The organism is Bacillus sp. FSL R5-0585 (genome assembly GCF_038004545.1).
Classification (GTDB): domain Bacteria; phylum Bacillota; class Bacilli; order Bacillales; family Bacillaceae_G; genus Bacillus_A; species Bacillus_A cereus.
On the sequence record NZ_JBBORJ010000001.1, the window covers coordinates 4,412,873 to 4,439,161 of the forward strand.

Below are 26,289 nucleotides of genomic sequence, written 5' to 3' on the forward strand. Positions count from 1 at the left end.
CCAATGATTAAAGTTTGATTTTATCGTAACAACTCTAAAGGTAGAGTGCAATAATGGAAGTTTTCCAATTTAAGATATTTGTTTTGCTGTGGAACGAGAAAATAGTATTTCTAGCAAGATTGCCATTACAGATCCAAGAACGAGACCATTACTTAAAAACGATGCTAGAAATGGTGGAAGTGTGGAATATGCTCCTGCTGGAACAAACATAACTCCGACTCCTGTAAAGATTGAAAGACCGGCTACTTTAAATAATCGTTCTTTATCCTGGACAGTTTCGTATTCTCGAAAGGCGAGGCCAATCATGCTTGCGAATACAGGATAAATAGCGGCATAACCAACTGCAACAGGGATTGCTGCAAAGAATGAAGTAATCTTTGGAAATATACTAACGACAATAATAAAGCTTGACCCTAATATAAACGGGAGACGTTTATAAATATTAGTCGTTGCAATAAAACCTGCTGATCCAGAAATAGCGACAGGCCCAATAGCTGAAAATAGGCCGCCTAGCAATTGGTTGATTCCTGTTATAATGCCAGCTTGTTTAAAACGATCTGATGCAGCGTTTTCTTCATATTTAGAGACAACCTTTTGTACAACGCGAATACTTGCTAACATATTTGTTAGAAGTAAGAGTGTAACGAAAATGACCGTAATTACCATGTTCCATTCAACACGAGGCATTCCGAAAACAAATAAGGATGGAAAACGGATCATGTCTGTCACTGGTGTTATTGGATTAGATAATCCGAAACATGCGAATAGTATCCAGCCGCATACGATACTGAAAAGAACGGAATATTGTCCAATAATAGGTAACTTCATGATGAAAAAGGATAGTAAAATAACAATGAGTGAAAGAATAAATACGTTAGGTTGTACTTCTGTATGTTTTCCATCAAGGCCAAACATTCCCTTTAAGAAGGAGCCACTAAGCTGCGCGACAAGAAGAAATAAATACGTTCCAATGACTGTCGGTGTAAAATAGCGAACAAGTTTATCAATAAGTCCAAAAACGCTAAGAATAATACAAATAATACCGCTTAATAAGAAAGCATATTGAAGAACTTTAAGTGTCTCATTGCTTGATCCAAATAGCACGACGCCTAAACTTGCGTAAAGGGAGAAAATTCCCCACCAAAGGCCAGCAGGACCTTCTTGAATAGGAAGTTTATGCCCAAATATAGCTTGCAAGAGACCAGCAAAACCTAGAACAAATAACGTTCTTTGTACGAATGCGATAGCTTCAGCACCATCAAGACCATAACTAGTTGCGACACTAATTGGTACAATAAGGCTTCCAGCTAAAATAAATAGTGCCCATTGTAAGGCGGAAAGAAATGTCTTCATTATATCAACCTCTTTCATAGATTCCGTATCTAGTATATACGTATTTTATTTCCACTGGCAAAGATTGTAGATAGAGAAAAGAGTTGAAACACGGTATGAATGCACGTAAGCAATTATGGATAGCAGTTATATGTATGACTTTTGTTGTAATTCTAGGAACGATAGGATTTATGACGATTGAAGAGATTAGTTTGTTTCAAGCATTTTGGATGACAATGATTACTGTATTGACTGTTGGATACGGAGATGCCGTTCCTGTAACGCAAGCGGGGAAAGTATTTGCGCTTCTTATTATTCCTGTTGGCGTAGGTATTGTTACGTATGCAATTGGGGTAGTGGCAGCTATGATTATTGAAGGGAATTTATTTCATGCAGTACGGAGGAAGAAGATGGATAAACAAATAGCGCAGTTGAAAAATCATATTATAGTATGTGGTTGCGGTAGAGTGGGGCTTCAAGTTGTACATGAATTGCAAGAAAAGAATATTCCATTTGTCGTTGTTGATAAAGATGAAAGTATATTGGAGCAGGAAAAGCTTTTATTTGTACATGGAGATGCAACGGAAGATCAAGTATTACATAATGCCGGAATTTTAAAAGCAGCTGGTTTAGTTGCTATTGTTGCAAATGATGCCGAAAATGTATTTATTACATTAACAGCAAGAGGGTTAAACGATACGATTAAAATTGTGGCGAGATCTGAAAAGCCAGAAACTGAAGAGAAATTAAGGCGTGCCGGTGCAAATAAGGTTATTAATCCATCTAGTATGGCGGGTATTCATATCGCAAAAGGTATTGCAAATCCATTAACCGTTCATTATATTGATACAGTGTTGTATGGAATAGAACAGTCATTTGTCATTGAAGAAATTCTAGTTGGAAAAGATTCAATATTAGTTGGTAAATCGTTACTAGAGAGTAATGTCAGGAATCAGTTTGATGTAACAATATTAGCGATTTCAAGAAATGGGGATATTATACATAATCCAGCAGGGCAGGAAAAATTGAAAGAACGTGATATGATAATAGTATTTGGTTCAGTAGAGAAACTGGGACAATTCGAGAAAGAATTACAAAGTACGAGGTGAGAAGAAATGCAAATATCTAGCGACAAGATTTTAAATAAAATGGCGAATGAAATTGCGAAGGCAAAAAGTAGCGAAGGACAAAAGTCAAAAGAACATTTATTAGTTGTGCGTGCTTTATGCGATTTACTATTAGATGAACAGGTTGAATCTTCTACGTATAGGGAGCCGCAAATTCAATCGCAAGTAATTGGATCACAGCCTATAACAACAGTTCAACCAGTTATACCAGTTTCTGGAGAACCTGTGTATATAAAAGAAGAAGGTGCAAATGGTAATTCTTTATTTGACTTTTAAGAATTAAATCGTTTGGCTTATATGAAAAAATTGCTTATGATAAAGGTAAAAAAGGGGAATTAAGATGAAAATTTTCTTCTTACTAGGTTGTATTGCAGCGGGGCTATCTGTTGCGTTAGGGGCCTTTGGAGCACACGGTTTAGAAAATAAAATTTCTGCGAAAATGTTAGAAGTTTGGAAAACAGGCGTTACATATCAGATGTTTCATGCAGGTGGATTATTCGTAGTTGCTTTATTGATGGATAAGGTTCAATCATCACTTTTAACTACTGCTGGTTGGCTAATGGTAGCTGGGATTATTATGTTCTCAGGTAGTTTGTATGCATTAAGTACGACAGGCATTAAGTTCTTTGGACCAATTACACCTCTTGGTGGTGTAGCGTTTATTGTGGCGTGGATTCTAGTAGGGACTGCAGTTGTAAAAGGATTATAAAAAACAAAAGCTGGCATTTGCCAGCTTTTTTTATGATCTTGGAGTATAAGTTGCTTGTTGACTAGGTAAATACGTAATTTCTTCTGGAAATTCTACGTAATCTAAGTAGATCATTAATAGTAAATAACGCTTTCCTGATTGCGGTTCACTAATAACGATATGGTCACGGCCAGCTGCTTCAATAATACCTGTATAAGATTGTGTACCAAGGGAACTGCCACGTTCATAAGTCATTACAACTGTAGCTTGCTTACCTTTGTTTAAACGAAGGATATTTTCAATATAGGATTGCTCTAGAGGTAACATGCCTTGAGAAATTGCATATTGAGCTTGCGCAGCTTGAGCTGTTTGTTGTTGCATCGCTTGCTGCTGTTGTTGAGTCATTTGTTGCGGTTGTACATAAGTTCCAGATGGTTGATAAAAACCTGTTCCATAGTACGGATTTTGTTGCTGTGCCATTCAAAAATCCCTCCTCATTTTCATCTCTTAATATACGCTAGGGCAGTCTTCGCCAGATGGTTGGAAGAAGCAGTGCTTTTTGAAGCGACCAGAGTTTTGTTGGTTATACCAAGTTGGCGGACAAGGACCTTCAGGTCTAAAGAACCATAAGGCAAAGTTAGCGGGCCAAAAACGTTGTCCTTGAATCGTTCGCCTTGCTAAGGCGATATCTTGTTCCCTGGCTCTTTGATAAAAATACCCTTTTTGTGTTGCCTCAAAACCACCAGGATTTTGATAAACCATTTGACGTAAATTACGTATTTTTCTAAAATCTAAACAATTTCCGCGGACACGATTTACTCCAACGTTTCCGACCATTAACATTCCTTGTTGCCCTTCTCCTTCGGCTTCAGCACGCATCAGTCTAGCCAACAACTTTACATCTTCTTCGTTATAAGCAATAACGCCCATTATGTGTCACCTCTCTTTTTGTAATACCTTTTGGAAAGAGGTTTATCCCGCATTAACGGGCAGTAAGACTCCTGCCCTAAAATTTGGTTGAAGTAAAGAAATTAGATGGGAGATCAAACTGCCCGTAAACGCCCGATTGGTTCAACTAATAATCAGCGGGGGATTCCCCCACTGATTAAAGTTTCACTTTATCTCTAGATGAAGTGTGTAACAATTACTAGTTCATACGTATGAGAAAAAGGACTCAGATATGACAACCAAACGAAGTTTTACATTGAGAGTGGAAAATAAAAAAAGCTAGCGTGAGCCAGCTTTTTTATTAAAAAACTTTAGACCATAAGTTTGAGAAGAAATCACCAATAGAGCGCATTGTTAACACAAACCAATTTGCTTTTTCAACTTCCTCTGTCGTTTTTGCAGTAACTTTCATACTTTTACTACCGTCTAAGAAACCATATTTATCAGTTGATTCTAAAGTAATTGAGCCTACTTTGGTATCTTTCTTAATAGGGGCAACTAAATGTCCATCTTCAGAAAGAGATTTATCTAATTCAGTTCCAATTTTATAAGGCTCTTTGCTACCTTTTTTCGCAATTACTGTTATTTCTTTTTCGGGTGCAACAGTTACTTGGTCTTCTTTCCCTTTTACTACAGAGATTGTATTGTTTTTATTAACTTTTAGTTTTTGTTTTTCAAAGTTATTAAATCCATATTCGATTAATTCACGAGATTCCGTGAAACGTTCATCCATTGATTTTGTTTTAATAATAACCGAGATAAGACGTACATCACCACGTTTAGCAGTAATGGTAAATCCGTATCCAGCTGTATCAGAACTTCCGGTTTTTAAACCATCAGTACCTTCATAAGCGAAAGCAGCTCCTGGTAACATCCAATTCCAGTTTTCCATACGAATTGGTTTTGGGTGATTGTCTGGGAAGTTTCTAAATCTTTGTTTTGTATCCTCTAGCATTTCTGGATACTTTGTAATCATTGCTTTTGAAAGCATACCCATATCACGAGCTGACATAGAGTTTTCTGCATTTGGATCAGTACCCTCAGGATGTTTTCCTTTTAAGTCAGCGTTATTTAAGCCAGTAGCGTTTACAAATTTATATTTCTTTAATCCTAGCTTTTTAGCATGTTCATTTGCAAGATTTAAGAAGTTTTTCTCACTTCCTGCAAGAAGTTCTGCTAAAGCAATACTAGATCCATTTGCAGAGAATATAACAATAGAATGATATAATTCTTTTACAGTATATTGACGTCCTTTTTCGAACGGTACATTAGAGAATTCATTATTACGAGAGACTTCATAAGCGTAATCAGAAATATTTACTTTCGTATCCCATGTGATTTTTCCTTCTTTAATTGCTTCTAAAACAGCGTAAACAACAATTAATTTTGACATACTAGCAATAGCTAGCAATTCATCTGGATTTTGCTCGTGAAGTATTTTTCCTGTATCTGCATCAAATAAAAGTGCAGCAGCCGCCTCAATATGTATTTTTTCTTCCGCATGGGATGTTGTTACTCCTAAGGAAGAAATTGACGATACAAGCAATAGTAAAATAGACAAGATTTTTTTCATATAGATTATCACCTTCGCATCGTTATTTAGCATATAGCTCGTATCATTTTAGCATATCTTTACATATAAAAAGGTTACAATTTTACAAGAAATTTGAAAAAATGTTGGTTTTTCTTCAAAAGTGCAGAAAAAAGGAGATTTTTGAGGATAAATATAGAGAAGAATAAAAAAAGGAACGAATTTCGTTCCTTTTCACCATTTATATGTGTAAAAATTTCTCTACTTTTTCGTCTGGTAAAATGTTTCCAACGAAGAATGTTCCAAATTCACCATAACGAGCACTTACTTCATCGAAGCGCATTTCGTATATAAGTTTCTTAAATTGAAGAACATCGTCAGCGAATAATGTTACGCCCCATTCGAAATCGTCGAATCCAACAGATCCTGAAATCACTTGGCGTACTTTACCTGCGTATTGACGACCAATTTTACTATGGCTGTACATCATTTTTTTACGTTCTTCCATAGGAAGCATGTACCAGTTGTCATCACCTTGGCGACGCTTATCCATTGGATAGAAGCAAATATGATTTGCTTTCGGTAATTCAGGATATAAACGAGCTAAAATTTGCGGGTTTTGGTATGGATCCTCATCAGCTGGAAGGTAGTTGCTTAATTCAACAACAGATACGTAAGAATATGCAGGAACCATATATTCAGCTAAAGTTGTTTTATTCAATTCTGTCTCAATTTCATTTAACTCTTCCATTGTTGGACGTAAAATCATAAGCATAATATCAGCTTTTTGGCCAACAACTGTATACATTGCGTGACTACCCTTTTTCGCAGTAGCTACTTCGTTCCATTTTTCAACGACATTTAAAAATTCAGACACTGCTTGTCCGCGTTCGTCGCTAGATAATGTTTTCCATGCAGCCCAATCAATAGAACGTAAATCATGTAAACAATACCAGCCATCTAACGTTGTTGTTGCTTCACTCATTCTATTCACCTCAGTTAATGATAGTTTTACACGTTAACTATAGCATATATAGTTTTAAAATCATCTATATAAAACCTTGGCGCATAAAATTGTCACATTTAAGTGTTTAAGCAAGGTGAATTTAACGGCTGAATTTTATGAAAATATAATCATTTTTATTTTATCTATTTTTTGGGAGCTATAAGTTTAAAATATAGAAGAAAAGCAGTATTCTTAAAGATAGAGTTTTTTAACATATGTAGGAGGGTTTATTCGTGAGCAACTTATTTACAACAGTAAAAGAAAAAGTTCAAGGAAAAGGCATTTCTATCGTACTTCCTGAAGGAACTGATGAAAGAATTTTAGGCGCTGCAGAGCGTTTAGCAAAAGAAGAGTTAGTAAAACCAATCTTAGTTGGTAATAAGGAAGAAATTAGCGCAAAAGCTGCTAGCATGAATTTAACATTAGCAGGCGTTGATATTTACGACCCAGCTACATACGAAGAAATGGATGCAATGGTAGCATCTTTCGTTGAACGCCGTAAAGGTAAGGCAACTGAAGAAGACGCTCGCAAAATCCTTAAAGACGAAAACTACTTCGGTACAATGCTTGTATACATGGGCAAAGCACACGGTTTAGTAAGTGGTGCAGCTCACTCTACAGCTGATACAGTTCGTCCAGCACTTCAAATTATTAAAACAAAACCAGGCGTTACAAAAACTTCTGGCGTATTCATCATGGTACGTGAAGAAGAGAAATATGTATTCGCTGATTGCGCAATTAACATTGCACCAAACAGCCAAGATTTAGCTGAAATCGGTATCGAAAGTGCGAAAACTGCTGAGCTATTCGGCATTGATCCACGTGTTGCTATGTTAAGCTTCTCTACAAAAGGTTCTGCGAAATCTCCAGAAACAGAAAAAGTTGTAGAAGCAACTCGCATTGCAAAAGAAATGGCTCCTGAGTTAACTTTAGATGGAGAATTCCAATTCGATGCTGCATTCGTACCATCTGTAGCTGAGAAAAAAGCTCCAGGTTCTACAATTAAAGGTGATGCTAACGTATTCGTATTCCCAAGCTTAGAAGCTGGTAATATCGGCTACAAAATCGCTCAACGTTTAGGTAACTTCGAAGCAGTAGGACCAATCTTACAAGGCTTAAACATGCCTGTAAATGATCTGTCTCGTGGATGTAACGAAGAAGAAGTGTACAAGTTAGCTTTAATTACAGCAGCTCAAGCACTTTAATTCTATAATGAATTGAAATAAAGACCGTCGCTATTATAGCGACGGTCTTTATTTTTCTAAACCAAGTGCTTTATTATTACGATCAATAATACGTTGTAAATTCGTCTCATATAAAGGAATCTCATCTATTGTTAATTGAGATGGTGTTAAATTTGGAGCGAATTGCTGCAATGTTTTTAAAAGACGCATCATTAAATCTTGTACTGTAATGGTTTCACCAAGTAATTCTGAGAGTGAGGCCATCGTACTTGGTACAATTTCAGGGTACGTAAAGCGTGTTTCTTCCCCTTGAATTGCTAGGTTGTAGAAATCACGAACGAGTGCGGCACGCTCAGAGCCACTTCCGGTAGCGCAGAGATAGATTTGGACAGCGACACCTCCGCGAATACGACGTTGTGAAATACCAGCGAATTTTTGATCGCGAATACTTAAGTCATAACTACCAGGACAGTAAGAGCCGACAATTTCTTTTGCCTCGATAGTAACGTCGTAATCCTTTAACATCTCCTTAATCAAATGCCACATTGTATCGTATCCAAGGTCAATATCGATACCTTTTTCTGTTTCTTGGAATAAAAGTGATACGTTTAAAACACCTTCATCAAGCACGACCGCAAGCCCGCCAGAATTACGGACAATAACATTGAAGTTGTTTTGTTTTAAAAAAGAAATACCTTCTTCTAAATGCGGAAGGCGTGAATCTTGAATGCCAAGGACAATTGTATTGTGATGAACCCAAGAACGCATTGTTGCGGCTGACTTGCCATTTCCAATGCTTGTGCATAATGTGTCATCCATTGCGAATGACTGAAGTGCATGGAATGTTGGTCCCAAACTAGATTGATCTACAATGCGCCACTCTGGCTGAGATAAAATGGAACGGGAATTGCTCATATAACTAACCCCTTATCTTTAAAATGACAATCTCTATTATAGCAAAAAATGAAGAATGGAGTTTTCTCACATATAAAGGGGGAGCTTAGAGGTGAAATAATAAAAAGGATGCATTACATGCATCCTTTTTATTCTGCAATTTTTTCTAAATTACCGTTTCGGTCCATTCGGAAAGATGTTTGAGAACGTTCTTCTTCATCCATGACTGCCAATTTACGAGCTCGGTTCATAATGTTCATAAGTGTTTCGTAATCTTCTTGTACAGTATGAGATTGCTTTTCTAATTTTTCTAGTTTCTTTTCTAGTTCCTCATTCCGAAGGATTTGTGCTTTAATTTCTTGTTTCAATCTCGTATTCTCGTTTTCAAGAGCTGTCACTTTTATATTTGAAGATCCGACTGTTTGTAAAAAATAAATAACATCTTGCATTGTCATAGAGCTTCTTGCAGCAGGAGCAGTAGATTCTTGATATGGAATAGCTTCTTTATATTGTACGATTGATTCTTCTTGTACTAATTCTTCATAATCAGTTATCGAATCTGAAGCTGGTGGTGTATAAAGTAAACGTTTTTTCGCTTGTTCACCGCTTGCAGCACGCATTTTATCTTTACGATGTTTTTTTGCTAGTTGAAGAGCTTGTTCATAGCTATAGCGAACAACAGCATTCCAGCGGAAACCACAAGCAGCAGATGTACGATTTAACTGATCCCCTACTTCCTCAAATGCATTTAATTGCGTACTTCCTTCTCTAACATGACGAAGTACCGTTTCAGCAAGTAATAAATCATCCTCATCTGTCCAAGCATCTTGTCTTACTTTCATAGATTCAACTCCCTTTCTTTTTATGAACTTCCTATTTTTATAATGGGCAAAAAAATAAACTTTTATACAAAGCTTTTAAAAATATGGTAGATTTCGATGAAAGGTAAAAATTTTCCCATGAATGGTGAGCGCTTCTGTAGGAGAGCATATAAAATATGTAGCATTATGTAGAGAATAGGCTTTGTAGGGAAACTTGCAACGAGCTTCAAAGAGCGGTAAAATACCATTTAGTGTTTATTTTTAAACGTACTTGAGAAAAGTTTAAAATAGAGGAAGTGTTATATAATGGGAAACGAGTTTCGCGTGTGCGATGACTGTCAGGCAACGAACGTTAAAACGTTAGTTCCGAAGTTAAAAAAAGTAGATTCATGTGCAACGATTGAAGTTGGATGTCAGTCTTACTGTGGTCCTGGTCGTAAAAAATCATTCGCATTTGTAAATAACCGTCCAGTTGCGGCTCCAACAGAAGATGAGTTAATCGCAAAAATTGAAGCAAAGTTAAATAAGTAAGAAAAAGAAGAGTGAAAAGATTACTCTTCTTTTTTATGCCCATAAGAGGAATAATTTATTCTGCGAAAGTACTCTTGTGTGGACGAACGTTTTCTAAAGGATAGACACAACTTTTGTATTAAAATTCCAATTTGTATAAATTTATATTTCAAAATAATGGTTGACAGTCTTTTAAAGCGATAGGTAGAATAGAAGTGTCTGATTCTGAGAATCATTATCAGGAAAATAACAATTCACCTAATTTTTTTATTACTATTTGAGAATAAATTTCATTTCAATAAATATATGTTGTTAGTTAGGATGGTTGAGGGATGGAAGCGAGCGCAAGCAGTATAGAACAGCAAGAAGAGAATGTTAAAGAGATTAAGAGCAGACCGCTTATCGCTTCTATTATTTTAGTAGCGGGTACAGTTTTGTTAGCTTTAAGCATGGCAGTTTCTATTTCTTTTGGGGCTGCAGATATTAGTTTAAAGACTGTATGGCAAGCTGTATTTCAGTTTGATGGATCTATTACACATCATAATGTAATTCAAGAGCTTCGCATGCCTAGAGCAATAGGGGGCGTAGTTGCAGGTGCCTTTTTAGCGGTATCAGGAGCAATTATGCAAGGTATGACGCGAAATCCACTTGCTTCACCATCGTTAATGGGGATTACAGATGGGGCTGTATTTGGAATTGCAATTATGTATGCATTTTTTCCTAATTCACCTTATTTAATGTTTGTTATCGCATCTTTTATTGGAGCTGCGTTTGGTGCAAGCATTGTATATGGAATTGGATCTTCTTCACCAGGTGGATTAACACCTGTGAAATTAGCTTTAGCAGGTGCAGCTATTAGTGCTTTATTAGGGGCAATTTCATCTGGAATCGCATTGTATTTCAATCTTGCCCAAGAGGTGAGTATGTGGAATGCAGGCGGAGTCGCTGGAGTGAAATGGCAAAGTATTAATATGTTAGTGCCAATTGGCCTTGTTTGTCTTTTTATCGCAATTATGATGTCGAGATATATTACAATTTTGAGCTTCGGTGAAGAAATTGCAATTGGACTTGGTCAAAATACGACATTGATTAAATTTATCGGAACAGTACTTGTTCTTGTTTTAACGGGTTCCGCAGTTTCCATGGCAGGATCAGTTGGATTTGTTGGTCTTGTAATTCCGCATATGACTCGTTTCCTCGTAGGCTCGGACTATAGATGGGTTATTCCATGTTCTGCGGTCTTAGGTGGGCTGTTAATTGAATGTGCAGATATGTTATCTCGCGTTATTAACCCGCCATTTGAAACGCCAATTGGAGCAATTACAGCGCTAATTGGGGTTCCATTCTTCCTCTACTTAGCACGTAATGAAGGGAGAGGAAAGATGTGAGGACGAGTGTCTTAACAAAAAAGAACATTTCTATATTAACGATTTTAGTAGGACTAATCGTTTCTATATTTCTTATTAGTTTAAATACAGGAACTTTTAAAATCCCGCCAATGGACGTATTAAAGTCATTGGTTGGACTAGGGGCTGAAGATCAGTCTGTTATTTTATTTGAATTTCGTATGCCGCGTATGGTAATTGCTATACTAGTCGGATCTGCTTTAGCTATGTCAGGCGCGATTTTGCAAGGTTTATCACGAAATCCGCTTGCTGATCCAGGTATTATAGGTATTAATGCTGGAGCGGGATTAACAGTTGTTATATTCGTCTACTTCTTCTTCGGAAAAGTAGGGACTGGTACATTTTTATCTGTATTCATTCTTCCATTCTTCGCACTAGTTGGAGCGATATTAGCAGCGATAATTATTTATTTACTAGCATGGAAAGACGGCGTTTCATCGACTCGATTAATACTAGTCGGTATTGCCGTTGCAGCTGGATTTGGAGCTGTTAGTTTAATTTTCTCTATGAAGATGACATCTAACGATTTTCGTTTTGCTACGATTTGGCTGGCGGGAAGTCTATGGGGTACAGATTGGAAATTCGTATTAAGTGTACTTCCATGGATGGTTATTTTTTTACCGCTTGCTATAAGTAAAGCACACATATTAAATGTAATGAACCTAGGCGATTCTACAGCAGTTGGCCTTGGTGTAAACGTAGAAAAAGAAAGACGTAAATTATTATTTATTGCAGTTTGTTTAGCAGGGGCATCTGTTGCTGTTGCCGGCGGAATTGGCTTTATCGGTTTAATGGCCCCGCATTTAGCAAGGCGTCTTGTTGGTGGTAAACATCAAATTATGTTGCCCACAGCTGCGCTAATAGGAACGTTTTTACTTTTATTCGCAGACGTAATTTCAAGAAGTGTACTAACAACTTCAGAAATACCAGTCGGTCTTGTTATTTCTGTAATTGGTGCACCGTATTTTATTTATTTACTTATGAGGACAAAATAAAGGGAGGCTTTTCGTATGGCAACTTTAGCGGTGGATGCGGTATCGGTTGGCTATAATGAAGGTTTAATTATTGATGGATTAACAGTTGAAATTCCGGAAGGGAAAATTACAACAATTATTGGACCAAATGGTTGTGGGAAGTCCACATTATTAAAAACGGCGTCTCGTATTTTGAAGGCAAAGCAAGGTACTGTTTATCTTGACGGAAAAGCAATTGAGAAACAGCCAACGAAAGAAATTGCAAAGAAAATGGCGATTTTACCACAAACTGCAGAAGTGCCAACGGGTCTTACTGTATTTGAGCTTGTGTCATATGGAAGATTCCCTCATCAAAAAGGGTTTGGCACGTTGAAAGAAGAGGATTATCGCTACATTAACTGGGCACTGGAAGTGACAGGAATGAAAGAATTTGCGAATCGTCCAGCAGAAGCGCTATCAGGCGGTCAACGTCAACGTGTTTGGATTGCAATGGCTCTTGCACAAGGAACAGAATTACTTGTATTGGATGAACCAACAACATACTTAGATATGGCTCATCAATTAGAAGTATTAAACTTATTGAAAAAGTTAAATGAAGAAGAAGGTAGAACGATTGTTATGGTTATCCATGACTTAAACCACGCTTCTCGTTTCTCTGATCATATGATTGCATTAAAAGCAGGTAAGTTAATGAAACAAGGAACGCCAGATGAAGTTATGACAAGTGAAACACTTCGTAACGTATTTGAGATTGAAGCTCAAATCGTTCCATGTCCAGTAAACTGTAAGCCAATTTGTTTAACATATGATTTAGCGATGATTAGTAATCAATTGCGTAAAAAAGCATAAGTAGAACCCCCTCGTAAAGAGGGGGAATTCTAATGGACGTTGAGCTTCTTATATAAGAATGGGAAGTTGAACGCCCGTTAGAATGGGTTTTTAACAGCAATTAATAAATATATATTGATTAATTGTTATCTTTGTTTCTTATAGTTCATTGTAACTTATAAGATAAATACAGCTAGAAGGAGTGGGAACATGAAGAATTTTAAAATGGCACTATTAGCAATGGTACTAGTTGTGACTTCTGTACTATTTGCAGCTTGTTCTAACAAAGAAGAAGAAAAGAAAGCAGATGCAAAGACTGAAGAGCGCACTGTAAAACATGCAAAAGGGGAAATTAAAATTCCTGCAAACCCAAAGAAAATTGCTGACCTTAGTGGTTCAACAGAAGAATTATTAATTTTCGGTATGAAACCGGTTATTACTGCTAATACATCTCAAGAAAAAATTGATGCACATATTGAAAAGAAACTAAAAGACGTTAAACCAGTTGGTTCTGCTTGGGGCGATAAAATTAACATCGAAGCAGTAGCTGCTGCAAAACCAGATTTAATTCTTGTAAATAATCGTCAAGAAAAGATTTATGATCAATTATCTAAAATTGCACCAACAGTTATGTTAAACACTCCATTAGATCAATGGCGTCCAAAATTTGAAGAAGTAGGTCAAATCTTCGGTAAAGAAAAAGAAACAAAAGAATGGTTCAAAAAGTATGATGAAAAAGCAAGCAAATTACATGATAAAATCGTCGCTAAAACTGGTGAAGCAACATTTATGAAAATGGCTGCATATCCAAATGCTTTCCGCGTATACGGTGACTACGGTTACGGTAGCGTAATCTTTAATGATTTAAAACTACCAGCAGTTAAAGGTACACCAACTGATAAACCGTTAGTACAAGTACAAAAAGAAGCTTTAATCGATTACAACCCAGATTACTTATTCGTGTTTACAACTGGTGACGGTTCTCAGCGCTTGAAAGAATTCCAAGAAGAATCAATTTGGAAAAACATGAACGCTGTTAAAAACAACCACGTATTTACAATTAAAAATGAAGACTTAAACAAAGGTTACTTCCCACTTGGGAAAGATATGATCTTAGACGAAGTTGCTGAATTCGTTTTAGGTAAATAATGTATAAAGGAAATCACTTTTACTTCGGTAAAGGTGATTTTTTCTTTTTATAAAGGGAATTAATACAGTCTTTCATTTCTTTCTGTTTCTCATTTCGTTTATAATATAAAGTAAGAATGTAGTAAAGAAAGGGGGATGTCGGAAAGTGGTATATTTAAACGACAAACTCAGCGAAACAAAAGTGTTTAAAGACCCAGTACATAAATATGTGCACGTGCGTGATCGTGTTATTTGGGATTTAATCGGAACGAAAGAATTTCAACGCTTGCGCCGTATTAAGCAGCTTGGAACGACATTTTTTACATTTCACGGTGCAGAGCATAGTCGCTTTACTCATTCGTTAGGTGTATACGAAATTATTCGTCGTATGATTGATGATGTGTTTGATGGCAGACCAAATTGGAATGCTGAAGATAGATTGTTATGTTTATGTGCGGCATTACTTCATGATGTCGGCCACGGCCCATTTTCTCACTCGTTTGAAAAAGTATTTTCATTAGATCATGAGAAATTTACGCAAAAGATTATCGTTGGCGATACGGAGATTAATGGTGTATTAAGTCGTGTTGATAAGGAGTTTCCACAAAAGGTAGCAGATGTAATTGCAAAAACGTCTACTAATAAATTAGCGATTAGTATGATTTCGAGTCAAATTGATGCGGATCGTATGGATTATTTATTAAGAGATGCTTATTTTACAGGCGTAAAGTACGGAAACTTCGATATGGAACGTATACTGCGTGTAATGCGTCCGTATGGGAATCAAGTAGTCATTAAAAATAGTGGTATGCATGCTGTTGAGCATTACATTATGAGTCGTTATCAAATGTATTGGCAAGTATATTTCCACCCGGTAACGCGAAGTGCAGAAGTTATTTTAACGAAGATTTTACACCGTGCGAAATCACTGCACGAGAAGTATTATACATTTAAAAATCATCCTGTTCATTTCTATTCTTTATTTGAAGAAGAAGTAACAGTAGAGGATTATTTAAAGTTAGACGAGAACGTTATGTATTACTACTTCCAAGTATGGCAGGAAGAAGAAGATCCAATTTTAAGCGATTTATGCCGCCGTTTTATGAATCGAAATCTATTTAAATATGTAGAGTTTACAGATAAACACGGTTTAGATAATTGGATGGAATTAAGTAGTTTATTTAAAAAGATTGGACTTGATCCGGAGTATTATTTAGTAGTTGATTCAACATCAGACTTACCGTATGACTTTTATCGTGCAGGAGAAGAAGAAGAGCGTCTACCAATCCTACTTCTTATGCCAAACGGAGAGCTTAGAGAGCTTTCACGTGAGTCGGATATTGTTGAGGCGATTACAGGTAAGAAAAGAACGGATCAAAAGCTATTCTATCCACATGATTTAATCTATGAAGATGGAAGAAAAGGAAAATATAAAGAGAGAATTATTGAGTTGTTAGAAGGAAAGAAATAAGAAGCAGCTAATGGCTGCTTCTTATGAAAAAACTTGAAATTATTTGTCGCTTAAGCGTTTTCCGCCAACTGCATAATGGTTTTTAGACATTTCTTCGATGAAAACAACGATGTTTTCTTCAGGAGCACCAGTTGTTTCGCTTACTGCTGCTGTTACTTTCTCAGCAAGAGCTTTCTTTTGTTCTTCTGTGCGTCCTTCTAGCATTTTCACTGTTACGTATGGCATGTACAATCGCTCCTTTTATGTAAGTTACACTCTTATTATAGCGGATTATGGGGAAGAACAATCGAAAAAACAAATAATTTCTTTTTTTGACATATGGAAGAGGAGATGAAGTATGGATCAGTTATTTAGATATCCATTGCACGAAATTCCGTTAGTAGCAATGGCAATTATTATTGCACTATCCGTTCATGAATTTGCACATGCATATGTTGCATATAAATTTGGGGACGATACAGCAAAGAGACAAGGGCGTTTAACGTTATCACCGATGGCCCATTTAGACCCTATCGGTTTGATTGCAGTATTAATTCTTGGATTCGGTTGGGCAAGACCAGTTCCTGTTAATCCATATAACTTTAAAAGACCGCGTCTGGCAGGTATATTAGTTTCAATTGCAGGGCCGATTAGTAACTTAATTTTAAGTGCAATTGGTTTAATTATTTGGTATAGCTTATTAAAATTTGGTGTATTATACTCAATTCCATCTGCAGTGGCAGATACGTTAGCTCAATTTTTCCAGATTTTTATTATGCTGAATATCGTTTTACTTGTATTTAACTTATTACCGATCCCGCCACTTGATGGGTATCGCGTAGTGGAAGATTTAGCGCCAGCAAATATTCGCGCAAAAATGACACAGTATGAAAAATACGGGGCAATTGCGTTATTAATTCTCGTTATTACACCGCTTAGTAATTACACAATTCAACCTATTTTCCAGGTAGTTATTCCGCATGTATTTGTATTTTTAGACAGCATCATTGCGCCTATTTTTGGCCTTTTATAATTTTTAAGTGAGGAGGATTTTACATATGACAGAGAAAAAGAAAAAAATCGGTTTTAATATCGTGAAAAATGATTCAACAGATGGACATGGTGGATTTGGTGTTGGAGCATTAAGCTTAGAAAACATTTCACCTGTATTTGTTGATGTACTAGAGAAGACTGCATTCGTTGATATCGGTGCGATGCATGCGCGTAGTACAGTAGAAAAAGGTATTAAGTTTTTAACAAATAAAGATGAAGTTCCAAATGGAAAACCATTTTGGCTTGTTTGGGTAACAATTGAAAGAACTGCGACAGGTGCGTATTACGCAGGTGTAACAGCTTGTGAAATGACAGTTGACCGTGAGATTCGCCGCGGATATAAATCACTTCCAGAACACGTAAATAAAATGGATAAATCATTGAAGCGTCACATTATGGTTGACCATATGGATGAATCATCTAAAAAGGTACTTGGTACGTTCTTGAAAGAACATAATGAAGCGATTTGGAACGAATCTAGTGAAGAATTGCGCCGTGCATTATTAAGTGAATAAAAAATAGCTGACGGATGCCCGTCAGCTATTTTTTTACCAAGGAAGATATTTTTTCCACCAACTTGTTTTTTTCTTTTCTTCAGTTGTTTTTTCAAATTCTTCTTTATCATCGACGTGATCCATACAATATTCAGTCGGTTCGGTACCTTTAGCGAAATACATTTTCACAGAAATAGGACAATTTTTTGTAGCAATTTTACCGTTCTCTGGATTGATATTAACCGCTACGACGTCACTTGGTTGTTTAAATTCTTTTTTAGGCTGTCCATCTAAGCCCTTCTCCATCGTATCGGTCCATATTTTCTTCGCATACCCCTGTTCTGCTACGTTTGAAATAGATTTAGGTTGATCATATCCGACCCATACACCTGTTACGATTTGCGGAGTAAATCCGATCATCCAACTATCCGTTTCAGTAGAACCAGATTTGCCGGCATATGTTCTTGATAATTTTGATAACATCGATTGGCCAGTTACAGCAGCATAACTGCTTAGTTTCTTATTAAACATACCAGTCATCATTTCTTCCATTACAAATGCTTTGCTCTTGTCGAGAACTTGTTTACTCTCTAAATGAGCATCGTATAATATATTTCCTTCATGATCCATAATGCGGCGAATGAAAGTAGGTTTTACTTCTTTTCCACCGTTTGCGAACATGCTATAAGCGTTAACCATTTCAATTGGTTTTACTGGTGATGTACCGAGAGCTAGAGAAGGCACATCTTTTAATGCACTTTTAATTCCAAATTGTTTCGCTGTTTTTGCTAGCGTGTCATCTCCTAAAAACAAATTCGTTTTCACAGCATAAATGTTATCAGAGACTGCGAGAGCTTGTGCCATCGTTACGAAATCATCTGCATAATAATCTTTATAGTTCTTCGGTTTATACTTTGAAACGCCGTCACCTAGGGTGAATACAGTATATTCGCTTTTTAAGCGCGTAGCAGGCGTGAATCCTCGTTCTAATGCCGCATAATATAGAAATGGCTTAAATGTAGAACCAGGCTGACGAACGGCTTGTGTAGCCCTGTTAAATTGACTCGTATTATAATCAGTTCCACCAACAAGAGCAGCCACTTCACCTGTCGTTGGATTCATAGAGACGAGAGCAGTTTGTATGTTTGTTGTGTCAGGTATATGATCTTTTACAGCTTGTTCTGCTACAGCTTGTAGTTTAGGGTCTAGCGTTGTATAAATTCGTAAGCCACCTCGTTGTAAAGCTTGTTCGTCTAATCCAACATCACGAAGAAGCGAAGCTTGTACAGCATCTTGGAAATATGGTGCGACCTCTGCTACTTTTTTCGTATCTAATGAGGCAAAAGTTAGTGTCTCTTTCTTCGCTAAGGTTGCTTGTTGCTTCGTAATATATCCTTGCTTCACCATTTCATCTAATATGAGAGCTTGTCGTCCTTTAGCGCGATCCTCTTTCAAAAAGGGAGAATAGACACTTGGCCCTTTCGGGATACCTGCCAGCATACTAGCTTCTGCTAATGTTAACTCTTTTGCCGTTTTATCGAAATATAGACGGGACGCAGCTTCGATGCCATAAGCGCCATGTCCGTAATAAATTGTATTTAAATATCCTTCTAAAATATGATTTTTATTATAGTTTACTTCAAGGCGGATAGTGTACATTGCCTCTAATAATTTTCGTTTCCACGTTTTATCATGATCTAAATACAGATTACGTGCGTATTGTTGTGTAATTGTACTAGCTCCTTGTACCTTTGCCATCGCTTTTAAATCAGCAACAATTGCACCTGCAATCCGTTTCACATCGAAGCCGTGATGTTTATAAAATCTTTGATCTTCAATAGAAAGGGTCGCTTCTTTTACATAAGGTGAAATTTCATTAAGAGAGACATTGTAACGTTTTTGAATTTCGTTACTTTGTCCAATAACAGTATCATCGTTTGCGTAAAAGACGCTTGTTTGCGGGACCGCAACAGGAGGAGGTCCCATAATTTTTGCAACTATAATAATAACAAAAAAAGAAAAAACGAAGAAAAGGACGCACGAAAACATTGCGGTGAAGAAAAGACGTTTATATTTTTTAAGTTTTGGATTCATAGTTTGATCCATCTTTTTTCAGCCCCTCATTAATACAAGCGTTATTGTATTAGTATTGAGGGTTTTCGTTTATTTTAAACAATGAAATTTCGAAAATAAAAAGCTCCTTCCATTAAGAAAGGAGCTCAAAGGCACGTGCTGGCCAATCGGTAATGATGACATCTACACCATAATCAATCATAGTTTGTAAATCTTTGTATTCGTTAATTGTATATGGACGGAAAACATATCCTCGCTCTTGTGCTAACTGCACAAATTCTTTCGTTAATAACTGGAAGTTTGGATGTAATCCACTTGCTTCTCTATGTTTTGCTTCGGAAATTGGATCAGTAAGTGGTGTATCATATAAAATTGCTCTTGGGATTTCAGGAGCAATTTCTGCTAATAATGAAACAGAGTCATGGTTAAATGATGAAAATACAATTTGATTAGAAAGATGATATTCACGCACAAGTGCAACAGCTTTTTCCTCAATATTTGGGTAATGAATAACATCTGTCTTTAATTCAATATTTAGTTGTAAGTTCGTTGTGGAAAGCCAAATGAAAACCTCACGCAACGTTGGGATTTTTGCTTCATGGAAAGAAGGGTCTTTATAGCTACCAGCGTCCAATAATTGTAGTTCCTCTACCGTTTTTTCAGAAACAAGTCCAACGCCATTTGTTGTACGATCGACGGTTTCATCGTGAATTACGACAAGTTCACCATCTTTTGATAAGTGGACATCGAGTTCAATTCCGTGAGCACCAATGCGTTCTGCTTCTTGGAAGGCAATCATCGTATTTTCGGGATGTGTTCCTTTTACTCCGCGGTGAGCGAAAATAAGTGGTTTACTCATGTGAAATTCTCCTTATTATCTCTTTTCTTTTATTATGAAACTGCTTTAGGGAAAATACAATTGAATATGACAAACATTTACAAAAGTCTAACAGTTGCAGAAAAGTTAACGTTAACGTAAAATGTAATAATCAAGTGAAGGGAGGAATAAACATGTATAAAATTGATGAAGTAACAAAGCAAGTCGGTTTAACAAAACGTACACTTCGTTATTATGAGGAAATTGGTTTAATTCATCCCCCAGAACGTAGTGAGGGAAATATCCGTCTGTATACGGATGAGGATATTGCCAGAATTAAAAGAATTGTAGAAGCGAAAGAAGTGCTAGGAATCACACTTCAAGAAATGCAGCATTTCTTATCACTAAAAGAAAGAATGGAGCAAAGAAGAAATAGCGAAAATCCTCGTGATCGTGAAGTGATTCAAGAAATTAAAGATATGCTTGAAAAACAAGTGCAAACGTTAGACGAAAAAATGGAGCAAATGCAACGTGTAAAGGCAGAACTAGAAGATAGTTTACATCGTGCAGTAACATTTTTAGAGAGCACAAAAGGAGAGTAATCAAAATGGAGAGCAAACAAAAACTAGGGAGATTGATTACAGTGGTGGCTACCTTCCTTGCCTTTTCGGGTATAGGAGTAGTCGACCCAATTTTGCCGATTATTGCAGAGAAAATTGGTGCATCGCATTGGCAAGTTGAAATGTTATTTACCGCTTATATTTTAACGATGGCAATTATGATGTTACCAGCTGGTATATTTGCATCGAGATTTGGTGATAAACGGATGATGACAATCGGTCTTGCGATTGTGACTGTATTTGCGTTTATATGTGGTATGTCACAAACGATTGCTCAATTATCTCTTTTCCGCGCTGGATGGGGATTAGGGAATGCGATGTTCTTCGCGACGGCGATGACTTTATTGATTGCATTAAGTAAAGAAGTTCATGAAGCAGTAGGATTATACGAAGCAGCTATCGGCTTAGGTATGGCTGGCGGACCGTTATTAGGCGGGATATTAGGTGGTCATTCTTGGCGTTATCCGTTTTTCGCGACGAGTATTTTAATTTTCTTAGCATTTATTTTAGTATTCTTTTTTGTAAAAGAACCAGAACGAAAAGTGAAGCGTAAGGCTGCTGGCGTAGGGGAATTACTTAACCTGGTGAAGTATAAACCATTTATGCAAGGTGCCATTTCAGGGATGCTATACTACTACGGATTTTTTGTCGTGTTAGCATATTCACCACTTATTATGCATTTATCAGCTATTCAATTAGGCTTTGTATTTTGCGGATGGGGACTCGCGTTAGCTTACGGTTCTGCAATTTTAGCACATAAGCTAGAAGGGAAATATGAACCAAAAACATTATTGAAGGGTAGTTTACTCGTATTTGCGATTTTCTTAATTGCACTATTCTTTGTGAAAATTATGTGGTTACAAATTACTCTTATCGTTTTATCAGGATTGGCGTCTGGCTTAAACAATGCATTATACACAAGTTATGTAATGGATATTTCACCTTATGAAAGATCTGTTACGTCAGGTGTTTATAACTTTGTTCGTTGGTTAGGTGGTGCGATTGCTCCGATTTTATCAGGAATTATCGGTCATACTGTTTCACCACAAAGTCCGTTTTTAGTAGGTGGAATTGTGGTGTTAGTTGGTTGTATTATGATCCTAATTCCAATTCGTAAACCAGTAGAAATAGAGACAAAAGCCCTTTCTTAAGAAAGGGTTTTCTTTCCTTTTACGGTGCAAACCCTTTCCGCACATATGTTAGAACCCTCTGACTAAAATATATTTTCGGTATTTTTGTACTTTTAACTATACATTTTGGATGTTTTGTTTTATTTTTGTTAGGGGACATTAATGATGTCCCTATTATAAATTTGCATTGAAAGGCGTGATTGTACGATGGAACTATGGTTCACTGAAAAACAAACAAAACATTTTGGGATTACGGCGCGTATTAACCGCACATTACATACGGAGCAAACAGAATTCCAAAAACTTGATATGGTTGAAACGGAAGAGTTCGGAAACATGCTTATTTTAGATGGCATGGTTATGACAACAGAAAAGGACGAGTTCGTTTATCACGAAATGGTAGCGCACGTACCTTTATTTACACATCCAAACCCTGAAAACGTATTAGTTGTTGGTGGCGGTGATGGTGGTGTTATTCGTGAAGTGTTAAAACACCCAAGTGTAAAGAAAGCAACTCTTGTTGAAATCGATGGAAAAGTAATTGAGTACTCTAAACAATACTTACCATCAATTGCAGGCGCATTAGATAATGAGCGTGTAGAAGTAAAAGTAGGAGACGGTTTCCTACATATCGCAGAAAGCGAAAATGAATACGATGTAATTATGGTAGATTCTACTGAGCCAGTAGGACCAGCAGTAAACCTATTTACAAAAGGCTTCTACGCTGGAATTTCAAAAGCGTTAAAAGAAGATGGTATTTTCGTTGCACAAACGGACAACCCTTGGTTCACACCAGAGTTAATTACAACTGTGTTTAAAGACGTAAAAGAGATCTTCCCAATCACTCGTTTATACACAGCAAACATTCCAACTTACCCAAGTGGTCTTTGGACGTTCACAATTGGATCTAAAAAACATGATCCATTAGAAGTAAGTGAAGAGCGTTTCCACGAAATCGAAACGAAATACTACACAAAAGAATTACACAATGCAGCATTCGCATTACCGAAATTTGTTGGCGATTTAATTAAGTAAGAGAATTGTATCAAACAAATAAAGTGTAAGTAGCTCATTTAAGGTGTTTGTCCAGAAGACTTGAACATGCTAGCTACTTACACTTCTGTAGAGAAAATCGTCTTCTTGTTGTTAAAAAGAAGACCCGGTAAATCGAGAAAGAGGAGCAATTCGCTCCAAATTTGAGAAATAGTGAAAGGTTGGGATACCTTAAGTTCCACATAAGGAGGAAAAGAATATGCGTTTTGATGAAGCTTATTCAGGTAAAGTATTTATTAAAAGTCATCCAAGTTTTGAAGAGTCAAAGGTAGTTATTTATGGGATGCCTATGGATTGGACAGTAAGTTACCGTCCGGGATCTCGTTTTGGCCCTGCACGTATTCGTGAAGTATCAATCGGTCTTGAAGAATATAGCCCGTATTTAGATCGTGAACTAGAAGAGGTAAAATATTTTGATGCGGGTGATATCCCATTACCATTCGGAAACGCACAACGCAGCTTAGACATGATTGAAGAGTATGTATCAAAACTTTTAGATGCCGATAAGTTTCCACTAGGTCTCGGCGGTGAGCACCTAGTGTCTTGGCCAATTTTTAAGGCAATGGCAAAAAAATATCCGGATTTAGCAATCATCCACATGGATGCTCATACTGATTTACGTGAATCGTATGAAGGGGAGCCTTTATCCCACTCTACACCAATTCGTAAAGTGTGTGATTTAATTGGTCCGGAAAACGTATATTCTTTCGGAATTCGTTCTGGAATGAAGGAAGAATTTGAATGGGCGAAAGAAGTAGGTATGAACTTATACAAATTTGACGTATTAGAACCGTTAAAAGAAGTATTACCGAAACTTGCTGGCCGCCCAGTCTATGTCACAATCGACATTGATGTATTAGACCCAGCTCACGCTCCAGGAACAGGAACGTTAGAAGCTGGCGGTATCACATCTAAAGAATTATTAGATTCCATCGTAGCAATTGCAAATTCAAATATAAATGTAGTTGGAGCAGACTTGGTAGAAGTAGCTCCAGTCTACGACCATAGTGATCAAACACCAGTCGCAGCAAGCAAATTCGTGCGGGAAATGCTGCTCGGTTGGGTGAAATAAAAGTGAAGCCGACTGTTTAGGCCCGGTGGCTAAGGTTCTTTCCTGCAAAAGGCGCTTTTTGCCTCGAAGGAAGAAGCGAAGCCACCGATCATTCTAGCCACTGCAGCTAGATAAAGTAAAAGTGAAGCCGACTGTTTAGACCCGGTGACTAAGGTTCTTTCCTGCAAAAGGTGCTTTTTACCTTTTGGCAGGGAAGGTTCTTAGACGCAAGGGTCTAGGAGGCGTAACTGGATAGTAATAAAAGCGGAGGCAGCTCGCTCAGAATCGCAGGTCATTGGAACGCTCGACCGAGAGTGTGAAATGGCTGGAGATTCTAGCCGCTGCAGCTAGATAAAATAAGAGCCCTCTATATGATTAGAGGGCTCTTATTTTTTCGTTATGTGTCGGTGAGTCGATATATTAAAAAAATCGCTGATATATTAAAAAACCGCCGATATAATTTCATTTACTGTTACGCGACACAAAAAAGAGCTATTCCTAAACGATGGGAATAGCTCTTTTTCTTATGCAACCTTCTCTTCCGAAGTAACTCCGCGAATTTCATCAGCAGAGCGGATCGGATATTTACGGAACACAATAGATCCGATGTATCCGACAATAGTGGTAACGATCCCACATAATATAGCAGCAATTGTTACTTTTACAACGTCATTAAATCCGAATAAGACAAGAAGTCCTGGGATTGGTGATGCTGTTCCTGGTGCATTATTAACGAGCTGGAACAGAGAGGTAATAATACCAGCAAGTGCACCGCCAACGAAGTTTGTCGTATAAATTGGAATCGGATTTGCTGAAACAACATCGGCTTGTGTTAAAGGCTCGATTGCTACAGCAATTGTATCTTTCTTTGAACAAATTTTTAAGCGTTTAAAGAAAATAAAGTTCATTGGGGCTGAAGCTGCTACAGCCAGACTACCAATTGCCATTGGTAAACCTGTTAATCCAAGCATTGCAGTTAGTGCCATAGAACTCAGTGGAGAGGTAGAAATAACTGTTATTAATCCACCAAGCATAATACCCATAATGATAGGACTTTCTGTAGTTGCAACTGAAATCATAGAACCGATTTTACCAAGTGTGGCGTTAACGAGCGGATCCATAAGCATTGCCATTCCGCGTGAGATTGGTGCAGCGATAAATAGGATTGCTAAAAATTCCACACCAGCTGGTAATTTCTTTTCGAGAAATTTCACGACGAAGGCACAAACGTATCCAGCGAAAAATCCTGGTAAAATACCAAATCCACTAGTAGCGATACCAATTAAAACAGCATATACGGGGGAAACACCGATTGCTAATGCGACTAAAATCGCTGCTGCGACACCGCTCATACTACCGGAAGCTTCTCCTACTGATTGTAAAAAGTCATTATGAAACATTTCTCCACCTATATAACGGTGAAATGCTTCAATAAGAAAACTTGCAATTGCTGCATTAGCTAAAGCGCCCATCGCCTTCATTCCGTAAGGCGCACGGTAACTGAAAAGTGTAAATAGACAAAGTACAACAAGTAATAGTGCTAAACCTTGCAAGATAGCCATTTGAAAACTGTCTCCTTTGATTTTTGTAATAAAAATTCGTATCATTCAATAATAATATAAAAGTGTATGAAACGGAAAAATTTTTTCTTGGGAACTGGTTGTAAGAAAAAATCCCTTACAATAATGTAAGGAAAGTGTAAGACTTTTAGATAGAGTATAGTATGCTCTTTTCCGTATAATACAAGTATAGATATAATACTAGCGAGAAAGAAGTGCAAACAGGAGGTTCATGTATGAAATTGGTAATTAAAGTTTTAGCTGTATTCGCCATTATTCTAGGTGGAACAGCGTATTATTTGAACACAAAAACAGAAGGTGTACATGCTTTTGTAGACAACTTCTTTTCAAATAAAGAAATACAAGATTATTATGCGGTTATAGATAAAGGTGAGAAAAAAGACGGAGAATACTTGTATACTTTTAAAGGGTATACAGAAGATGGAAAGTTACAAGTTATTAAAAGAATGATGAACCGTGAATTGCATACGGGGGCGTTTATAAAAATTTATGCAAAAGGTATGCAAGGAAAAGGATGGGCTGAAATCCCGAAAGAATCCATTCCGCAAAAAGCGTTGGAAAAAATAGAAAAACCATAAAAGGAGCGACTCA

28 protein-coding genes are annotated in these 26,289 nt (G+C 37.0%); 17 read left to right on the forward strand and 11 right to left on the reverse strand.

The features are described from left to right. Nucleotides 1-69: 69 nt before the first annotated feature. On the reverse strand, nucleotides 70-1,353 hold the full coding sequence (locus MKY38_RS22790; protein ID WP_341049748.1) for a purine/pyrimidine permease: 1,284 nt from the start codon (nucleotides 1,351-1,353) through the stop codon (nucleotides 70-72). Nucleotides 1,354-1,448: 95 nt separating this feature from the next. Here MKY38_RS22790 and MKY38_RS22795 point away from each other — a divergent pair, with 95 nt between their 5' ends. The 3 genes from MKY38_RS22795 (at nucleotide 1,449) to MKY38_RS22805 (ending at nucleotide 3,168) form a co-directional block, all read left to right on the forward strand. Then, nucleotides 1,449-2,441, forward strand: a complete 993-nt coding sequence (locus MKY38_RS22795) for a potassium channel family protein (RefSeq protein ID WP_000993980.1) — start codon at nucleotides 1,449-1,451, stop codon at nucleotides 2,439-2,441. 6 nt (nucleotides 2,442-2,447) lie between these two features. Then, nucleotides 2,448-2,735 carry a YwdI family protein gene (locus MKY38_RS22800; protein ID WP_001167346.1) on the forward strand — a complete coding sequence of 96 codons (288 nt, stop codon included), beginning with the start codon at nucleotides 2,448-2,450 and terminating at the stop codon, nucleotides 2,733-2,735. A gap of 64 nt (nucleotides 2,736-2,799) precedes the next feature. Beyond that, nucleotides 2,800-3,168, forward strand: coding sequence for a DUF423 domain-containing protein (locus tag MKY38_RS22805; RefSeq protein ID WP_000688315.1), 369 nt, complete (start codon nucleotides 2,800-2,802; stop codon nucleotides 3,166-3,168). Nucleotides 3,169-3,198: 30 nt separating this feature from the next. On the opposite strand, the gene gerQ is transcribed toward MKY38_RS22805, so the two are convergent. The 4 genes from gerQ to hemQ all read right to left on the reverse strand — a co-directional run bounded on the left by gerQ (nucleotide 3,199) and on the right by hemQ (nucleotide 6,611). Next, entirely contained in the window at nucleotides 3,199-3,627 is a 429-nt protein-coding gene (gene gerQ, locus MKY38_RS22810) for a spore coat protein GerQ (RefSeq protein WP_065224459.1), read from the reverse strand. A gap of 27 nt (nucleotides 3,628-3,654) precedes the next feature. Beyond that, nucleotides 3,655-4,077 (reverse strand): cell wall hydrolase CwlJ, encoded by a 423-nt coding sequence (gene cwlJ, locus MKY38_RS22815; RefSeq protein ID WP_000538169.1) that lies wholly within the window; start codon nucleotides 4,075-4,077, stop codon nucleotides 3,655-3,657. Nucleotides 4,078-4,396: 319 nt separating this feature from the next. Next, nucleotides 4,397-5,668: a serine hydrolase gene (locus MKY38_RS22820; RefSeq protein WP_341049750.1), complete on the reverse strand. Its 1,272-nt coding sequence runs from the start codon at nucleotides 5,666-5,668 to the stop codon at nucleotides 4,397-4,399. 199 nt (nucleotides 5,669-5,867) lie between these two features. Continuing rightward, nucleotides 5,868-6,611 carry a hydrogen peroxide-dependent heme synthase gene (gene hemQ, locus MKY38_RS22825; protein ID WP_001287595.1) on the reverse strand — a complete coding sequence of 248 codons (744 nt, stop codon included), beginning with the start codon at nucleotides 6,609-6,611 and terminating at the stop codon, nucleotides 5,868-5,870. Between the two features lie 254 nt (nucleotides 6,612-6,865). Between hemQ and pta the strand changes: the two genes are divergently transcribed. Continuing rightward, on the forward strand, nucleotides 6,866-7,837 hold the full coding sequence (gene pta / locus MKY38_RS22830) for a phosphate acetyltransferase (RefSeq protein WP_000067215.1): 972 nt from the start codon (nucleotides 6,866-6,868) through the stop codon (nucleotides 7,835-7,837). A 48-nt stretch (nucleotides 7,838-7,885) separates the two neighbouring features. Here the strand turns inward: pta and MKY38_RS22835 are convergent, their stop codons facing one another. Together MKY38_RS22835 and MKY38_RS22840 are read right to left on the reverse strand one after the other, a co-directional pair. Next, nucleotides 7,886-8,731 (reverse strand): lipoate--protein ligase family protein, encoded by an 846-nt coding sequence (locus MKY38_RS22835; RefSeq protein ID WP_114555767.1) that lies wholly within the window; start codon nucleotides 8,729-8,731, stop codon nucleotides 7,886-7,888. 128 nt (nucleotides 8,732-8,859) lie between these two features. Further along, nucleotides 8,860-9,552 carry an RsfA family transcriptional regulator gene (locus tag MKY38_RS22840; RefSeq protein ID WP_065224458.1) on the reverse strand — a complete coding sequence of 231 codons (693 nt, stop codon included), beginning with the start codon at nucleotides 9,550-9,552 and terminating at the stop codon, nucleotides 8,860-8,862. A 285-nt stretch (nucleotides 9,553-9,837) separates the two neighbouring features. Here MKY38_RS22840 and MKY38_RS22845 point away from each other — a divergent pair, with 285 nt between their 5' ends. The 6 genes from MKY38_RS22845 (at nucleotide 9,838) to MKY38_RS22870 (ending at nucleotide 15,848) form a co-directional block, all read left to right on the forward strand. After that, nucleotides 9,838-10,062, forward strand: coding sequence for a DUF1450 domain-containing protein (locus tag MKY38_RS22845; RefSeq protein ID WP_000526078.1), 225 nt, complete (start codon nucleotides 9,838-9,840; stop codon nucleotides 10,060-10,062). 311 nt (nucleotides 10,063-10,373) lie between these two features. Beyond that, nucleotides 10,374-11,429, forward strand: a complete 1,056-nt coding sequence (locus MKY38_RS22850; protein WP_000388296.1) for a FecCD family ABC transporter permease — start codon at nucleotides 10,374-10,376, stop codon at nucleotides 11,427-11,429. Further along, complete coding sequence (locus tag MKY38_RS22855) at nucleotides 11,426-12,442, forward strand: FecCD family ABC transporter permease (RefSeq protein ID WP_065224457.1); 1,017 nt, start codon at nucleotides 11,426-11,428, stop codon at nucleotides 12,440-12,442. Before MKY38_RS22850 ends, MKY38_RS22855 begins: the two co-directional genes overlap by 4 nt. 15 nt (nucleotides 12,443-12,457) lie before the next feature. After that, nucleotides 12,458-13,270, forward strand: coding sequence for an ABC transporter ATP-binding protein (locus tag MKY38_RS22860; protein ID WP_000212068.1), 813 nt, complete (start codon nucleotides 12,458-12,460; stop codon nucleotides 13,268-13,270). Between the two features lie 189 nt (nucleotides 13,271-13,459). After that, nucleotides 13,460-14,398 (forward strand): ABC transporter substrate-binding protein, encoded by a 939-nt coding sequence (locus tag MKY38_RS22865; protein WP_000787724.1) that lies wholly within the window; start codon nucleotides 13,460-13,462, stop codon nucleotides 14,396-14,398. 145 nt (nucleotides 14,399-14,543) lie between these two features. Then, on the forward strand, nucleotides 14,544-15,848 hold the full coding sequence (locus MKY38_RS22870) for an HD domain-containing protein (protein WP_065224456.1): 1,305 nt from the start codon (nucleotides 14,544-14,546) through the stop codon (nucleotides 15,846-15,848). Between the two features lie 39 nt (nucleotides 15,849-15,887). Here the strand turns inward: MKY38_RS22870 and MKY38_RS22875 are convergent, their stop codons facing one another. Beyond that, complete coding sequence (locus tag MKY38_RS22875) at nucleotides 15,888-16,073, reverse strand: 2-hydroxymuconate tautomerase (protein ID WP_001147171.1); 186 nt, start codon at nucleotides 16,071-16,073, stop codon at nucleotides 15,888-15,890. A gap of 112 nt (nucleotides 16,074-16,185) precedes the next feature. Here MKY38_RS22875 and MKY38_RS22880 point away from each other — a divergent pair, with 112 nt between their 5' ends. Together MKY38_RS22880 and MKY38_RS22885 are read left to right on the forward strand one after the other, a co-directional pair. Then, entirely contained in the window at nucleotides 16,186-16,860 is a 675-nt protein-coding gene (locus MKY38_RS22880; protein WP_000372445.1) for a site-2 protease family protein, read from the forward strand. Between the two features lie 25 nt (nucleotides 16,861-16,885). After that, the gene (locus MKY38_RS22885; protein ID WP_000136678.1) at nucleotides 16,886-17,395 is read left to right on the forward strand and encodes a YwhD family protein; all 510 of its coding nucleotides are present in this window, start codon (nucleotides 16,886-16,888) and stop codon (nucleotides 17,393-17,395) included. 33 nt (nucleotides 17,396-17,428) lie between these two features. Here the strand turns inward: MKY38_RS22885 and MKY38_RS22890 are convergent, their stop codons facing one another. Both MKY38_RS22890 and MKY38_RS22895 read right to left on the reverse strand, forming a co-directional pair. After that, nucleotides 17,429-19,480, reverse strand: a complete 2,052-nt coding sequence (locus MKY38_RS22890) for a transglycosylase domain-containing protein (protein ID WP_065224455.1) — start codon at nucleotides 19,478-19,480, stop codon at nucleotides 17,429-17,431. A 100-nt stretch (nucleotides 19,481-19,580) separates the two neighbouring features. Continuing rightward, nucleotides 19,581-20,306: a glycerophosphodiester phosphodiesterase gene (locus MKY38_RS22895; protein ID WP_065224454.1), complete on the reverse strand. Its 726-nt coding sequence runs from the start codon at nucleotides 20,304-20,306 to the stop codon at nucleotides 19,581-19,583. A 152-nt stretch (nucleotides 20,307-20,458) separates the two neighbouring features. Here MKY38_RS22895 and MKY38_RS22900 point away from each other — a divergent pair, with 152 nt between their 5' ends. The 4 genes from MKY38_RS22900 to speB all read left to right on the forward strand — a co-directional run bounded on the left by MKY38_RS22900 (nucleotide 20,459) and on the right by speB (nucleotide 24,139). Continuing rightward, nucleotides 20,459-20,866, forward strand: a complete 408-nt coding sequence (locus tag MKY38_RS22900) for a MerR family transcriptional regulator (RefSeq protein WP_000276560.1) — start codon at nucleotides 20,459-20,461, stop codon at nucleotides 20,864-20,866. 5 nt (nucleotides 20,867-20,871) lie between these two features. Continuing rightward, on the forward strand, nucleotides 20,872-22,035 hold the full coding sequence (locus MKY38_RS22905; RefSeq protein ID WP_000444228.1) for an MFS transporter: 1,164 nt from the start codon (nucleotides 20,872-20,874) through the stop codon (nucleotides 22,033-22,035). 186 nt (nucleotides 22,036-22,221) lie between these two features. Then, the gene (speE, locus tag MKY38_RS22910; RefSeq protein ID WP_000424696.1) at nucleotides 22,222-23,049 is read left to right on the forward strand and encodes a polyamine aminopropyltransferase; all 828 of its coding nucleotides are present in this window, start codon (nucleotides 22,222-22,224) and stop codon (nucleotides 23,047-23,049) included. Between the two features lie 217 nt (nucleotides 23,050-23,266). Then, nucleotides 23,267-24,139, forward strand: a complete 873-nt coding sequence (gene speB / locus MKY38_RS22915; protein ID WP_001209831.1) for an agmatinase — start codon at nucleotides 23,267-23,269, stop codon at nucleotides 24,137-24,139. Between the two features lie 503 nt (nucleotides 24,140-24,642). On the opposite strand, the gene MKY38_RS22920 is transcribed toward speB, so the two are convergent. After that, entirely contained in the window at nucleotides 24,643-25,680 is a 1,038-nt protein-coding gene (locus MKY38_RS22920; RefSeq protein ID WP_114555769.1) for a PTS sugar transporter subunit IIC, read from the reverse strand. A gap of 233 nt (nucleotides 25,681-25,913) precedes the next feature. Between MKY38_RS22920 and MKY38_RS22925 the strand changes: the two genes are divergently transcribed. Next, complete coding sequence (locus MKY38_RS22925; RefSeq protein WP_000779921.1) at nucleotides 25,914-26,276, forward strand: YxeA family protein; 363 nt, start codon at nucleotides 25,914-25,916, stop codon at nucleotides 26,274-26,276. Nucleotides 26,277-26,289: the final 13 nt, after the last annotated feature.

Bases quoted from the DNA above. Each gene is read 5' to 3' on its own strand.
- MKY38_RS22860 (WP_000212068.1), top strand. From the start codon at position 12,458: ATGGCAACTTTAGCGGTGGATGCGGTATCGGTTGGCTATAATGAAGGT.
- hemQ (WP_001287595.1), bottom strand. From the start codon at position 6,611: ATGAGTGAAGCAACAACAACGTTAGATGGCTGGTATTGTTTACATGAT.
- MKY38_RS22850 (WP_000388296.1), top strand. From the start codon at position 10,374: ATGGAAGCGAGCGCAAGCAGTATAGAACAGCAAGAAGAGAATGTTAAA.
- MKY38_RS22885 (WP_000136678.1), top strand. From the start codon at position 16,886: ATGACAGAGAAAAAGAAAAAAATCGGTTTTAATATCGTGAAAAATGAT.
- MKY38_RS22845 (WP_000526078.1), top strand. From the start codon at position 9,838: ATGGGAAACGAGTTTCGCGTGTGCGATGACTGTCAGGCAACGAACGTT.
- MKY38_RS22800 (WP_001167346.1), top strand. From the start codon at position 2,448: ATGCAAATATCTAGCGACAAGATTTTAAATAAAATGGCGAATGAAATT.
- gerQ (WP_065224459.1), bottom strand. From the start codon at position 3,627: ATGGCACAGCAACAAAATCCGTACTATGGAACAGGTTTTTATCAACCA.
- MKY38_RS22835 (WP_114555767.1), bottom strand. From the start codon at position 8,731: ATGAGCAATTCCCGTTCCATTTTATCTCAGCCAGAGTGGCGCATTGTA.
- MKY38_RS22920 (WP_114555769.1), bottom strand. From the start codon at position 25,680: ATGGCTATCTTGCAAGGTTTAGCACTATTACTTGTTGTACTTTGTCTA.
- MKY38_RS22805 (WP_000688315.1), top strand. From the start codon at position 2,800: ATGAAAATTTTCTTCTTACTAGGTTGTATTGCAGCGGGGCTATCTGTT.
- MKY38_RS22790 (WP_341049748.1), bottom strand. From the start codon at position 1,353: ATGAAGACATTTCTTTCCGCCTTACAATGGGCACTATTTATTTTAGCT.
- MKY38_RS22880 (WP_000372445.1), top strand. From the start codon at position 16,186: ATGGATCAGTTATTTAGATATCCATTGCACGAAATTCCGTTAGTAGCA.
- MKY38_RS22905 (WP_000444228.1), top strand. From the start codon at position 20,872: ATGGAGAGCAAACAAAAACTAGGGAGATTGATTACAGTGGTGGCTACC.
- MKY38_RS22900 (WP_000276560.1), top strand. From the start codon at position 20,459: ATGTATAAAATTGATGAAGTAACAAAGCAAGTCGGTTTAACAAAACGT.
- cwlJ (WP_000538169.1), bottom strand. From the start codon at position 4,077: ATGGGCGTTATTGCTTATAACGAAGAAGATGTAAAGTTGTTGGCTAGA.
- MKY38_RS22895 (WP_065224454.1), bottom strand. From the start codon at position 20,306: ATGAGTAAACCACTTATTTTCGCTCACCGCGGAGTAAAAGGAACACAT.
- speB (WP_001209831.1), top strand. From the start codon at position 23,267: ATGCGTTTTGATGAAGCTTATTCAGGTAAAGTATTTATTAAAAGTCAT.
- MKY38_RS22820 (WP_341049750.1), bottom strand. From the start codon at position 5,668: ATGAAAAAAATCTTGTCTATTTTACTATTGCTTGTATCGTCAATTTCT.
- MKY38_RS22925 (WP_000779921.1), top strand. From the start codon at position 25,914: ATGAAATTGGTAATTAAAGTTTTAGCTGTATTCGCCATTATTCTAGGT.
- MKY38_RS22795 (WP_000993980.1), top strand. From the start codon at position 1,449: ATGAATGCACGTAAGCAATTATGGATAGCAGTTATATGTATGACTTTT.
- MKY38_RS22865 (WP_000787724.1), top strand. From the start codon at position 13,460: ATGAAGAATTTTAAAATGGCACTATTAGCAATGGTACTAGTTGTGACT.
- MKY38_RS22875 (WP_001147171.1), bottom strand. From the start codon at position 16,073: ATGCCATACGTAACAGTGAAAATGCTAGAAGGACGCACAGAAGAACAA.
- speE (WP_000424696.1), top strand. From the start codon at position 22,222: ATGGAACTATGGTTCACTGAAAAACAAACAAAACATTTTGGGATTACG.
- MKY38_RS22840 (WP_065224458.1), bottom strand. From the start codon at position 9,552: ATGAAAGTAAGACAAGATGCTTGGACAGATGAGGATGATTTATTACTT.
- MKY38_RS22890 (WP_065224455.1), bottom strand. From the start codon at position 19,480: ATGGATCAAACTATGAATCCAAAACTTAAAAAATATAAACGTCTTTTC.